Genomic DNA, 12,673 nt, shown 5'->3' with positions numbered 1-12,673 from the left:
GATACGCACGTATTAACTTAGCGTCTCCTGCTCATGGATCGCCTGCTCGGCACAGCTACTCCCACACCTGTTATATAACAGTATGCGGGCAACATTCAGTTTATTCAAAAATAAAGAAGCCTAAAAAGAGTTCTCTTGAGGACTCTTTCGTGGCTTCTCCGATGTCAGAATACGCGGGAATGTTTGTGCACGAGGTTGCCTCTCTTACTTGCGCTTACGGGGTTAGCTGTCGGGTTCGGACGAAAGAGAGACGCCCTATTTCAGGTCACCCGCTCACGGCGGTTGCCCTTAAATTCACCCCAAAGACCACGTGAAGAAATCAAATATTGTTCTGCGGCAATTCCTAGTCGTATTCAAGATACAGGCATGCGGCAGTTCAATATTGGTTCCCCCGTTCTCCATACGGAGACTCAGCGAGACGATCCATGAATCAATGGCTGTCACAATAACAACAGCTCACATCACTGAAAAGATGATATCCTGTTTTGATGCATGTTGTAAAGGACGATTCAACCACGTTTAAGCAAATATATGGTTAAAATATTGTAATAATCAGCCGTTTTTATATTAAAAAAGTTTAATATATCGGCTATTCTCTATTTTTCACCCGTTTTACTCCTGTTTTCAGACAATCCCAAATCGTTCCAGTGCGTTCGCATACGTAATTTTAGCCAATTCTTCCCATGTTAACCCTTTAATTTCAGCCGCAGCCTCTGCTACTAACTTCACATGAGCACTCTCATTTCGCTTGCCACGGAAGGGGTGTGGAGTCAAATATGGAGCGTCTGTTTCGATCAATAATCGGTCCAATGGCGTCTGTGCAAGCACCTCTTTAGGCACTCTGGCATTTTTGAACGTTATCGGTCCTCCAAATGACAAATGAAATCCAAGGTCTAGACACATTTTTGCTGTTTCCCAGCTGCCTGAGAACGAATGCATCACGCCACCAATTTCATTTGCTTTTTCCTCCCGTAAAATCCGTACAACATCTTCATGAGCATCACGGTCATGTATACAGATTGGCATTTTTAGTTCACGGGCTAGTCCGATTTGTTTGCGGAAGACCTCCTGCTGCACATCCTTGGGAGAGGTATCCCAATAATAATCCAATCCAATCTCTCCGATGGCCACCACTTTTTCATGGCTGCAAAGAGAGGCGATCCAATCGAGGTCTCCCTCTTTCATATCAATCGCATCCTGTGGATGCCAGCCCACCGCTGCATAAATATAATCATAAGATTCAGCCAGCTTCATCGTTGAAGGGATCGTTTCCCGATTAAATCCAATATTGATCATCTTGCTAACTCCGGCCTCTACTGCACGAGCAATAACTTCCTCGCGATCCTCGTCGAATTGAGGCGCATCTAGATGTGTATGTGTGTCGAACAGATACATTTTAAAGCTCACTCCTTGTTGTTTTTATCAATAGTTCCATAAATATTTGTATTATTTTGCAAAAATCTCTGCTACAGAAGAGGGCAAGCGTGTAAGGGCTTTTTTCAGCTTATCCTGTGGGAAATATAGATGATATCTGCCACGATGAATTCCGCTTATTGAGCGCACAATATCCGATACCTCTGAAATTTCCCGCAATTGCTCATTCCGATCAAGCAGTAAAATTTGATTATTGTCGAAGGCTGCTCCTGGACGGAACACATCATAAGGCAAATCTGTCGGATAATCAATCTCTAGGTCATATTCTGGGTTAAGTCCCACTCCCGCAAAACTGCTGCGGATTTCCGTAATCATATCTGTATCCAAATTCTCAATCTCTACATATTTATACAGTTTACGATGAATAAAACGGGTACACAAGTCGCTTAATAACTCATCTTCTTCAAGTGTCCATTGCATAAAAGCAGTCTGTACCAGTGCCTCATCAAGCATTAAATATTGCTTCACTGTTACTTCTCCTCGAAAGAGATCTTCCAGCGGAGCGATCATAAAGCGAAATTTGTACCCCTCTTGAAACAATTCTTTAGCTCTACGGAAGATTTGACGCAAAATAATTTCAGAGCTGCGCGTCACCGGATGAAAATATACCTGCCAGTACATTTGATAACGTGACATTAAATAATCTTCAATGGCATGCATACCTGATTCTTTTACTACAATCCGCCCATTATAAGGACGAAGCATTCTCAAAATCCGATCAATGTCGATGGTTCCATAGTTTACACCTGTATAGTACGCATCACGCAGCAAATAATCCATACGATCAGCATCCAGCGGACTGGAAACCAAATTGACAACAATTTCATGCTCATAAGTCTTAGAGATAACTGAAGCTACTTTACGAGGAAAATCCTCCTCCACATCACGCAATATTTCGGTAATCTCCGTGTCCTCCAAAATAATCCGGCAGGTCCAATCCTCATGGTTCATTTCAAAAGCTTCTTCTATAGAATGGGAAAATGGGCCATGCCCTAAATCATGCAGCAAAGCCGCACACAAAGTAAGCAAACTTTCTTCAGGAATCCAATCCTTATATCCGCTGCGCTCAAATTGCGAAATGATTCTTCGTGTAATTTCATATACTCCTAAAGAATGAGAAAATCGACTATGCTCTGCACCATGAAAAGTGAGATATGAGGTACCTAACTGGCGAATCCGGCGTAAACGCTGAAATTCTTTTGTATTAATTAGTCGCCAAATAATCGTGTCCTGTACATGAATATAATTATGAACGGGATCCTTGAAAACCTTTTCTTCCGTGAGCGGCTGCTTCATGAGATCAACTCCTTCTAATAATTTAATATGATTTTAACTAATATCAGTATATAATAAGTAATTATGTCGTACTTTGTCGAAAAGTATCATTTTTGGTCTTGGTAAATCGACAAAATGCTTTCAGGGCAATTCTTAATTTTTATAGGGACATTCAAAGTTCTTATGGAAATTTTCTTATTCAGCCTATGAAAAAAGGTTGACTGATTTGGGAATCGTTGGTATTATAAGTATCATAAAACAGTGAACAATGTCGAATAATGACGTTTTTGGAACATTGAGAGGAGTAACGATTGTTATGATGAAATCAACAGGAATTGTAAGAAAAGTAGACGAACTTGGACGGGTTGTTATTCCTATTGAATTACGCCGTACACTTGGCATTGGCGAAAAGGACGCACTGGAAATTTACGTTGATGGCGAACGGATTATGCTTAAAAAGTATGAGCCTGCCTGCATTTTCTGTGGCAACGCTGAGAACGTAACTTACTTTAAAGGAAAAATAGTTTGTCATGAATGCATTTCTTCCATCCCTACCCCTGTGACAAACTAAATTAAATAGTATATAATAGAACTAATCAAATTGTTAATTCTAACCTTTTCATATCTCCTTGACCTCCCGTGACCGCGGGAGGTATTTTTTATGTCTGGGTTTGCCCTCCCGGTTATCCCCTCCCTAAGGGCAATGTGCTTCAAGAGGGAACTAGTAATACTTAGTTGTATTTCTTACAGTTATTTTAAATGCTTTTTACCATTAAACGAATTAATTGTATTTTGTACACTTATATTTCCTATATCTCCGAGAAATCAATCCTTTCCACCTTTATAACTGTATGAAGTACAACTAAACGAACAAATACATAAAAAAATTCAAAAATAACTGTACAAAGTACATTTAACCCACAGATAAATCATTCAAGCTCGGGCCGTTTCCAAGAATCCTTAGTTATTCTAAGAGTTCGTCTACAACACTTACTCTTCTGCTCTATCAAGCAACGCATTATAAATATCCCGTTTGGCTACACCCCGGTCTGATGCCGCTTTTTTCATAGCCTCTTTACGTGGCACATCCTGTGCTTCGTAATGAGCTACATGTTCTTCAATGCTTAACTGACGCCACCACGCCGATTCTGCGATTTCTGCATCTTCCTTGCTCTCCCCTTCTACGACAATAACATATTCGCCTAGCGGAGGATGTTCAGCAAGCCAAAGTGTACATTCCTCAATCGAACCGCGTAGAAATTCCTCATATCTTTTCGTTAATTCACGTGCCAACACAATCTGGCGATTGCCGAATGCTTCTTGAAGATGAGCAAGTGTCTTAACTACGCGATGGGGAGATTCGTAGAACAACAAAGTTCCTTGAGCCGAACGAAGTGGACTTAATACTGCTCGGATGTCCTTACGCTCTCGGGGAAGAAAGCCGATAAAAGTGAACGTATTCGTAGATAGACCAGAAGCGATCAAAGCTGACAACGCTGCGTTAGCTCCAGGGATAGGAATCACCGGAATTCCATGACTTATAGCAAGGGCTACAAGATCCGCTCCAGGGTCAGAAATCGCTGGTAAACCGGCATCGCTGACGAGTGCCAAATTTTTTCCTTCTATTATATAGCGTACAAGCTCAGGTCCACTGGCGGCCTTATTATGCTCATGATAACTAAACAACATCGAAGGTGAAATCTCAAAGTGGCTGAGTAATTTCCGGGTCTGTCTCGTATCTTCCGCGGCAATAATATCACATTCCTGTAAAGTGCGGACTGCACGATAGGTCATATCCTCCAGATTACCGATAGGTGTAGCCACCAGAAAAAGCGACCCTGTTGTCTCCTGAGTACTGGTATTAGTCTTATTTTGAAAACTGCTTTGGCATGATATCGTCATGATTTACCCTCTTTAGCACCATAGTAGATGTCCATAATCTCTGGACAGTATTGATTGTCCTCATTATATACGATGAGCGGTGGTTGTAAACGAACCTCAGGCTTTCCATCACGTGCAGCTTCGATTAATACCATATTAGCCTCTAGATGGGCACGTGGATGTACAAACCGAATAATCTTTGGCTCGAGTCTATATTGTCTCATAAGACTGATAATATCAACCAACCGTTGTGGTTTATGAACCATACTTACCTTTCCGCCCGTCCGAACCAATCGCACACAAGCCTGAATAACCTCCTCCAGAGTACAGCCTATCTCATGACGAGCCATAGCCTGATGGTTGTTCAGCTTCAGATCACTGCCATTAAGCGGCATATAAGGAGGGTTCACCGTTATTGCATCATACACACCATGTCCTGCGGTAGTATATAACTCGCGTAAATCACCTTCATGAATTACAACCTGATCCTGAAGGCCATTGAGAGCCACACTACGACGAGCCATATCAGCTAAACGAGGTTGTATTTCAATACCTTCTATAGAAGCTTTTGTCCGGGTAGTCATTAAAATCGGTATTACACCATTTCCCGTACAAAGATCTAGAACTCTTCCACGTGGCGGAACACTGGCGAAACGAGCAAGCAATACAGCATCCATAGAAAAGCTAAATACTTCATCACTTTGAATAATGCGCAGGTCATGCGTTAGTAAATCATCCACCCGCTCCGTCGGTAACAAGGGGACAGATATATCATTAAAAGAATTCGTCATGTAATAATCTCCTAAAGGTTTTGTTGAAAAAAACTTGCTTCAAATGCATATGTCTATTGGCCAAAATTCAAAAAAAACCGTAGGATTAATCTCCTACGGCTGGATATCCTCATTTATTAAGAAAAGAAAGACAGAACAGACAGTCACCTTCCGTGCGTAAATGTCCAAAATAAACATTACAGATGTGAAAGCCTTCGTGGTAAAGTCGAGCCAAGTTGTCATAACCTTCCCCGACAACCTCTTCTGTTCCCTCTCCGGTAGCTAAAAGAGCTTCCGCCTCCGCAGAATCTACGGTAGGATCCAAAGGTGCATCCCGCTTTAAAATTTTGCGAAGCTGTTCATTCTCCAGAGTTAACCTCTGGTTAGCTTCCATCAGTTCTTTTACCGTCTGTTTCCATTCTCCAAGATTGGCGCGCATCGTTTCCATCTGCGCTTCCATATCCTGCATGTGTGCAAATATATTTTTCTTCTCCAAGTTTCCACCCCGAAAGTAACCTTATATGGTTTACTTGACGACAACATCATCCATTGGAAGTTCCTTAACTTTGCCCACTTCAAACAACTGTACATGAACCGTACGGTTTCCGGCATTGATTCCTACTACTTTGCCATCCCCCAATGAGGTCACGACAATCTTGCCGACCGCTGGCATTTCTTCCTTTACACTCTCATAATTGTCATGCTCAAATTTCAAACAACACATCAGACGTCCACAAAGTCCGGAAATCTTGGTCGGATTAAGTGAAAGGTTCTGATCCTTGGCCATTTTTATGGATACGGGTTCAAAATCCCCTAACCAAGAGGAGCAACAAAGCACTCGTCCACAAGGTCCAAGTCCACCTAGCATCTTTGCTTCATCACGTACCCCAATTTGCCGAAGCTCAATGCGGGTCCGAAAAATACTTGCCAGATCCTTAACCAATTCTCTAAAATCAACGCGTCCTTCGGCCGTAAAGTAAAATATAATCTTATTACGGTCAAAAGTAAACTCTACATCTACGAGCTTCATTTTGAGACCGTGGTCGCGTATTTTATTTAAACAGGTGGTAAAAGCCTCCTTAGCGGCGCTTTTGTTCTCCTCAACTACGCGTGCGTCGGTTTCTCCGGCAATACGCATCACTTTTTTGAGGGGTAGTACAACATCGGACTCCTCCACCTCTTTTTTGCCTACGACAACCTTACCGTATTCCACCCCACGTGCTGTCTCAACAATAACACATTGATCTCGTTCAATCGGAAAATCAAGTGGATCAAAATAATATATTTTACCCGCTTTTTTAAAACGGACACCTACTACGCTGTACAAAAATTAACCCCCTTGTTTGCCGGTAAAAGGAACCTATGGGCATGTCCGCTCCCTGATGATCCATGCTTGTCCTTCCTCGTCTGTTAAAACGATACTTCCAGGTAAAGCGACATCCGGAGGATATATCATTGCTAATCCTTTAACTTTCCAGTCGGATTAAGAACTGCTCCAGACACAACTGGGCATTGGCATTGGAACGCAGCTTCTTAGTACTTTCTGCTGCATATCCCATATAAGCCACCCATTGTTCCGCACTGCGCCCACGGGCATGCCTGGAAATAAAGTCTAACTGATCTATAAAAACGATACTTTCATGCTTGCGGTACAGGAAGTAGAGCATATCTTTAAACCATAGATGGAACATGCTGAAAAGGATATCCAAATGTTCAGCGAGCCCAGTCTTGAACAGCTTCTGCCCGGCAGTTGCTACCGTGGAGCTGCCCTTGCTTAAGGACTCCTTAGCTAATTGTAACACTAGATTTCTCATTTCTGCAAACCAATTCTGTTCCAAAAGTTCCCTGCAACCATCAAGTCCCGAACTGAGTGATACTGCACATCGAGCTAAGGGGATCGGCACACCCTCACTTGCTAGCGCTTGAAGCATAATATCCGGATTTAACGGACTAAATGGAATCCGCTGAGTCCGTGACTGAATCGTCGGCAATAAAGAACGACTATTATCAGATATTAGGATTCCTACTGCCGGAGCTGGCGGTTCTTCCAGAAACTTCAACAAACTATTGGCAGCTTGTACCGTCATTTTGTCTGCCCCATCTATAATATAAATCTTTGGATTCACACCCTCAGATCGATAGGAAAAGACACGCTGCAGCTCACGGATCTGATCTATTTTTATGCTTGCACCGTCGGGCTGCAGCAATGACAAATCAGGATGGTTTCCATGCTCAACCTTTCGGCACTCTAGACATTCGCCACAGGCGTCATCCTTGCTTTCAGTGCAAAAAATTGCTTGGGCAAACATCAGCGCCGTCTTCATTTGTCCACTGCCTGCTGGTCCTGTAAATAAATAAGCATGGCTCACAGCGTCCTTGCGCAAGGCATTTTGGAGTAGCCGTTTAGCATGCTCCTGGCCTACTATATCATGAAAAGGCATAATTTCCTCCCAAAACTTTAAAAAGAAAGGTTGATTAACAACCCGCGAATTTCTCCAACACGTCCCAACAGATCTATTCGGCCCTGCTCACTATTCAGCAGATCGTCTGCCATAGATAGCAAAGCCGCATCAATTTCCTCAAGCAGCTTGTAACGCTTGCCCCGCCCACGTCTATCCCATCCACGTGTCTCTTTCAGTATAACGCCTCTACGAGCGGTTTCTTCCAGAAACCTTTTGATCATCATCCGGTAAATGGTGAGTTCACGAATGGTCATAGACTTAGATAAACGGTCGCCTTGTGACTGTATTTCTTTGATCTGGCGGTTTAGTTCATCTTTGGTTTTCTGTTCACCTTGCTGCTGAAAAACGTCAGAGAACGATTTCTGCTGAACAGGCTTATTAGCCCCTTCTGCATTTGGAAGCTCACTCTTTAAGGGCCTATATCCCGGATTGATCTTCAAAGGTTATCTACCGCCCCTTTTTTTGTAAATGACTTGCTCATTTATATTATACTTAATAATGTTCGAAACGATCTACAGGAAGCACGAATACAGTAGCGCCACCGACCTGTACTTCAACAGGGAGCGGTAAATAGGAATCCGTCGTGCCACTCATCGGAGTTACTGGAGTGACTAGTTGTTCACGCACTTTACAGCTGTTACGGATAACGTTCAATACAGCTTCGATCTGACTGTCTTCTACCCCAATCATAAATGTCGTATTTCCCGCCCGCAGAAATCCACCTGTACTTGCGAGTTTGGTAGCACGGAAATTGGCTTTTACTAGCTCACTGGATAACCGGTTACTGTCTTTATCCTGGATAATTGCAATGATCAACTTCATCTTCGACATTCCCTCCCAAAAAAGTTTTATGGAGTATTACTACTTAATGTGTTCTTAGTAGTAACCTCACTTCATAAGCAAACGCTTAGTTATATGCCACTTCTCTTATTATATTAGACAAAACACCCTAAAAACCCTTTAATACTCTCTCTTCAAGAGTTCTCACGATATCTTGTTCTACCAGATGAATAGGGCGGTTTGCATCAAGAACTACTATTCTCTCCGGATTCGCCTTAATTAATAAATGATAACCTTCACGAACCTTCTGATGAAAGGCAAGACTCTCCATATCCAGACGATTGACTTCGCGATCTTGATTGGCCGCAATCCGTGATAATCCAATCTCAGGGTCTACATCCAGATAAAAGGTTAGATCCGGCATGCGATTTCCAATAGCAAAGCGGTTAATACTCCACACCTCTTCCATACCTAATCCTCTTGCATGTCCTTGATAAACGAGACTACTGTCTACAAAGCGGTCACAGAGGACTGTAAGCCCTTCTCTAAGAGCTGGCTCTACTACTTCAGCGAGATGTTGGCTTCTTGATGCAGCGTACAGCAATGCCTCTGTACGTGCATCCATTGCAGTATGGGCAGGATCCAGAATAATAGAGCGAATTTTTTCGGCGATTTCAATGCCTCCAGGTTCACGTGTAATTCGATAGGGCATGGACCGATTCTGCAAATATGCTGCTACTCTGCCCAGTACCGTTGTTTTTCCGGAGCCTTCGCCCCCTTCTAATGTTATGAAGAAACCTTCTTTGCCCACTTATACTTCTCCGCCCTTCTGATTGTTGTATACCTTAATACGCTGCAAGACCGGATCAGCACAAGCCTGGAACTTCGCGCCTCCATAAGCTAAACCAGTCAGTCTTTGCTGTATCTGATCTGTGATGACCTCACCCGGATATAATAATGGAATGCCTGGTGGATAGGGAATTACCATCTCTGCAGCTACTCTCCCCACGCTGTGTTCAAGATTAATACTTTCTACCTCATTGGCTGTCACCGGCTTCAAAGAGAAGGGAACGGGTGCTGAGATTTGTAAAACATTCAAATTGTTCCACGTGGAAATATTTCGAGATTCTGAAATGGCAGCGGTGTGCGGTGATTCGGATGTATCCTCCGACTCTATTTCCCGCAGCGCCTGCAATAACCTTGCTGCATCTTCAGCCTTCGAACCGAGGCTGAACAGCAGCACTACGTGCCGGTCGTCACTCATCTCCGGCACACAGCCCTTAGCTTCGAGCCTGCGCTGCAGCTCGAAACCGCCTAGGACCCCGGTGGCGTCATAAATGACGACTTTGAAGGGGTCCTGCATCTCGTACGCCGCCTTATGCAGCGGCGTACCGTCGTGCAGCTGCTCTGCCGGCTGCACCAATCCATAGCGCGGCAGCTCGGCAAGGCCGCGCCGCAGGACATCCACGGCGGCCAGCCCCGCCGTGAAAGCATCGCTGCCCCGGCTGTGCAGCAGCCGCCGGGCAAGATCAAGCGACGCCATCATAGGATATGATGGGCTGGAGCTCTGCACCATGGCGAGCCGCTGCGAGAGCAGGGCGCGGTCGAGCCGCTGCCCTTGAACATGCAGCATAGCGCCCATGGTCATTGCTGTGAGCATCTTGTGCGTGGACTGCACTACGCCATCCGCGCCACAAGCAAGCGCCCCGGCAGGCAGTGCCGGGTGCTGCCCGTAATGCGCCCCATGCGCTTCATCGACAAGCAGCGGTACTCCGCTGTCGTGGCAGATACGCGCGAGGGGCGCGAGGTCACTGCCCATGCCGTAGTAATTGGGCATGGTGACAAATACAGCGGCGGCTTCAGGATAGGCTGCAAGTGCAGCCTCAACAGCTTCTGCCGCCGGCGCTACTGCCAAGCCGCTGAGTGGATCAATCAGCGGCTCGACGAAAACAGCCCGCACTCCAGCTAACATAAGACCATGAATCACTGATTTATGCACATTTCGTTGAAGGATCAGAATCATTCCAGGCTCGGGGCAAGCCGTTAGAATCAGCGCCAGGTTGCCCGCCGTACTTCCGCCAACTAGAAAAAAGCTCTCCTCTGCTCCAAAGCAATCAGCAGCCAACTCCTGTGCTTCCTTAATGACTCCCTCAGGATGATGAAGATCATCCGTGCCGGTAATCTCCGTAACATCGTACTTCATAACCTCATCTAGATACCCAGCGCCTTCTACGCCGTCATATGCCGCTCCATTTTTATGTCCCGGCACATGATAAGATATATTACCCACAATTCTATATTGCTCCAGCATTTCGTATACAGGCGCCCTACATCGTTGTAATTTATTCATATTAAATTCCTTCCCATAGGGTTCCTTCTATTTTAACGTAAATATTCAAAAACTCCTATGTTTCCTCATAAAAGCATCTGACTGAACAGCAAAACGGCTCCCCCCGCTTAAACAACGAGGAAGCCGTATATGAATATCTCTAATGCAGTCCTTATATCTTTCATCCAGACCGTTCTCTTATCCGCATCAATTAACAGAGTTACTCTACTTACTTAAGCGTTCTTTTGCAATCCGATCTTCTTCATCTGGCCAATAAAAAAACGGTACTTAGCATCTTCTGCCTCGGTACGGATCATTTCTGCCTCACAATCCTCACAAATAAAATGCGAGACAATCACAATACCTTCTTCTTTTTCCTGTCCACAAATGATACAAGCTTGCCCGGTTTGCTGTTCCATAACCATCCCACCTTGACTCTTTTAAGAACAGTATGATACACCTTCTATCATTTTAAACCTTTTCATAGTTTTTTCATATCCTTCGTTTCGTGTATTATATATATTCCGCTGCCCCCATATCGGTGAATATTCGCCCATAGTTTAATAAAATGCTTTCATTCGCCGATATTAAGAACATATGAATCTGTGAGGAGGTTAGTCTATTTTATATGGAATCCAACACCAAAGGCGCTGCTACATTCTATCAATATAAATTAATCAAAAAAATTAATCTAACGGCACCTCTGCTGCGTGTTTATATTTTGCTCCCTTTTTTGGTCCTTGTGCTCGAGACAGTCTTTCTTTCTTGGTGGAGTATTCTCTACTTAATTATAGCTGCTCCGGTTATGTTCTGGGTTCAATATGTTATTTCACGCTCAGTACTTCTAATCTCCGGGCATCCTATTTCAAAAAGATGGTCCATCTCATTTAAAATCCCGTGGCTTGGCTTCATGCCAGATCAACACATTAGTTACCGCATTTTCCGTAAAGTACAGTTACATAATTTTTATATTGGTCTTTGTATTGCAGCTCTCTTTATTTTTTGGTCACCACCGGCATTTACAGTATCCCTGATTATTTGCCACTTGTGGCTTTTACTACCCCGTCTCTATACACTGTTCAAAATAAATCAACGCAACAAGGAAGGCATGCTGAAGTTTAATCCAACCGATGCCTCCTATTACTCTCAATAGAGTACGGTTAACCTGTATTCGCATATAAATAAATCGCCATCCATAAAGGACGGCGATTATTTATTTTGTCTTAAGACCTTTAATTAAGGCCTTCTTTTCTTTAGGAATCATAACTATAAAATAATCATCATGTACTGTTAAATGAACCGTTACTCCATCCTTCTGAAAAACACCAGATGAATCGGTATTCTCCTCTTCCTGTTCAACCCATCCCCAGGCCTTAATAGTATCCATATACTCCTCTGGGATACCATTCTTCTCCTTTAATCCAGGTAAAGAATAACGCACATAATCCATAGCAACGTTTGTCGTAGTCTGGTCTGGTGAGTATGCCTCTTGGGGTACAGGGAAATTCTTCTCATTTAGCGCACCCTCAAAAGCATCCCAGCTGGGCGCTTTCGTACCGCAGCCTGCCAGTATTAAAGCTACTATACACAAAAAAATTAATATCTTAATAATTCTTGTTTGTTTCATGCCTTAAATCCTCCTTACCTCCACAATGCATCTAAAGACACAAGAAAATTCAAAGTTAGAATTTATGAGTAGTTCCTTCGTATTAGAGATGTTGCTTATTATTTGCACTTATCTA

At 43.6% G+C, this 12,673-nt stretch carries 15 protein-coding genes and 1 riboswitch; of the genes, 2 read left to right on the top strand and 13 right to left on the bottom strand.

Translation table 11 applies throughout. The features are described 5' to 3' along the window. Nucleotides 1–196: 196 nt before the first annotated feature. Nucleotides 197–426: riboswitch (cyclic di-AMP (ydaO/yuaA leader) on the bottom strand. Nucleotides 427–624: 198 nt separating this feature from the next. Continuing rightward, nucleotides 625–1,395: a TatD family hydrolase gene (locus tag PODO_RS00185; RefSeq protein WP_036678823.1), complete on the bottom strand. Its 771-nt coding sequence runs from the start codon at nt 1,393–1,395 to the stop codon at nt 625–627. 51 nt (nt 1,396–1,446) lie between these two features. Beyond that, complete coding sequence (locus PODO_RS00180) at nt 1,447–2,730, bottom strand: HD domain-containing protein (RefSeq protein ID WP_038568006.1); 1,284 nt, start codon at nt 2,728–2,730, stop codon at nt 1,447–1,449. A 295-nt stretch (nt 2,731–3,025) separates the two neighbouring features. Here PODO_RS00180 and PODO_RS00175 point away from each other — a divergent pair, with 295 nt between their 5' ends. Continuing rightward, nucleotides 3,026–3,280 (top strand): AbrB/MazE/SpoVT family DNA-binding domain-containing protein, encoded by a 255-nt coding sequence (locus PODO_RS00175; protein WP_036678829.1) that lies wholly within the window; start codon nt 3,026–3,028, stop codon nt 3,278–3,280. Nucleotides 3,281–3,699: 419 nt separating this feature from the next. Here PODO_RS00175 and rsmI read toward each other — a convergent pair whose 3' ends face one another. The 10 genes from rsmI to PODO_RS00125 all read right to left on the bottom strand — a co-directional run bounded on the left by rsmI (nt 3,700) and on the right by PODO_RS00125 (nt 11,350). Next, nucleotides 3,700–4,611 carry a 16S rRNA (cytidine(1402)-2'-O)-methyltransferase gene (rsmI, locus tag PODO_RS00170; protein ID WP_038568004.1) on the bottom strand — a complete coding sequence of 304 codons (912 nt, stop codon included), beginning with the start codon at nt 4,609–4,611 and terminating at the stop codon, nt 3,700–3,702. Beyond that, nucleotides 4,608–5,381 carry a tRNA1(Val) (adenine(37)-N6)-methyltransferase gene (locus PODO_RS00165; RefSeq protein WP_036678833.1) on the bottom strand — a complete coding sequence of 258 codons (774 nt, stop codon included), beginning with the start codon at nt 5,379–5,381 and terminating at the stop codon, nt 4,608–4,610. Before PODO_RS00165 ends, rsmI begins: the two co-directional genes overlap by 4 nt. 109 nt (nt 5,382–5,490) lie before the next feature. Then, nucleotides 5,491–5,856, bottom strand: coding sequence for a DNA replication initiation control protein YabA (gene yabA / locus PODO_RS00160; protein WP_036678835.1), 366 nt, complete (start codon nt 5,854–5,856; stop codon nt 5,491–5,493). Between the two features lie 30 nt (nt 5,857–5,886). After that, complete coding sequence (locus PODO_RS00155) at nt 5,887–6,687, bottom strand: PSP1 domain-containing protein (RefSeq protein ID WP_036678838.1); 801 nt, start codon at nt 6,685–6,687, stop codon at nt 5,887–5,889. Between the two features lie 139 nt (nt 6,688–6,826). Then, a complete protein-coding gene (gene holB / locus PODO_RS00150) occupies nt 6,827–7,801 on the bottom strand; it encodes a DNA polymerase III subunit delta' (protein WP_036678839.1) in 975 nt (324 codons plus the stop codon). A gap of 17 nt (nt 7,802–7,818) precedes the next feature. Then, nucleotides 7,819–8,262 (bottom strand): YaaR family protein, encoded by a 444-nt coding sequence (locus PODO_RS00145; protein WP_036678842.1) that lies wholly within the window; start codon nt 8,260–8,262, stop codon nt 7,819–7,821. A 52-nt stretch (nt 8,263–8,314) separates the two neighbouring features. Beyond that, nucleotides 8,315–8,644: a cyclic di-AMP receptor DarA gene (locus tag PODO_RS00140; RefSeq protein ID WP_036678844.1), complete on the bottom strand. Its 330-nt coding sequence runs from the start codon at nt 8,642–8,644 to the stop codon at nt 8,315–8,317. A gap of 127 nt (nt 8,645–8,771) precedes the next feature. Next, a complete protein-coding gene (gene tmk / locus PODO_RS00135) occupies nt 8,772–9,413 on the bottom strand; it encodes a dTMP kinase (protein ID WP_036678846.1) in 642 nt (213 codons plus the stop codon). Continuing rightward, on the bottom strand, nt 9,414–10,952 hold the full coding sequence (locus PODO_RS00130; protein WP_038567999.1) for an aminotransferase class I/II-fold pyridoxal phosphate-dependent enzyme: 1,539 nt from the start codon (nt 10,950–10,952) through the stop codon (nt 9,414–9,416). Nucleotides 10,953–11,164: 212 nt separating this feature from the next. After that, a complete protein-coding gene (locus PODO_RS00125) occupies nt 11,165–11,350 on the bottom strand; it encodes a sigma factor G inhibitor Gin (protein ID WP_036678851.1) in 186 nt (61 codons plus the stop codon). A 209-nt stretch (nt 11,351–11,559) separates the two neighbouring features. On the opposite strand from PODO_RS00125, the gene PODO_RS00120 reads away from it, so the two are divergent. Beyond that, nucleotides 11,560–12,084, top strand: a complete 525-nt coding sequence (locus PODO_RS00120; RefSeq protein WP_036678854.1) for a hypothetical protein — start codon at nt 11,560–11,562, stop codon at nt 12,082–12,084. Between the two features lie 60 nt (nt 12,085–12,144). Here PODO_RS00120 and PODO_RS00115 read toward each other — a convergent pair whose 3' ends face one another. Continuing rightward, complete coding sequence (locus tag PODO_RS00115; RefSeq protein ID WP_038567994.1) at nt 12,145–12,558, bottom strand: hypothetical protein; 414 nt, start codon at nt 12,556–12,558, stop codon at nt 12,145–12,147. Nucleotides 12,559–12,673: the final 115 nt, after the last annotated feature.

It is taken from the genome of Paenibacillus odorifer (assembly GCF_000758725.1).
Classification (GTDB): domain Bacteria; phylum Bacillota; class Bacilli; order Paenibacillales; family Paenibacillaceae; genus Paenibacillus_AQ; species Paenibacillus_AQ odorifer.
This window is presented reverse-complemented; position numbering and strand designations above follow the sequence as displayed.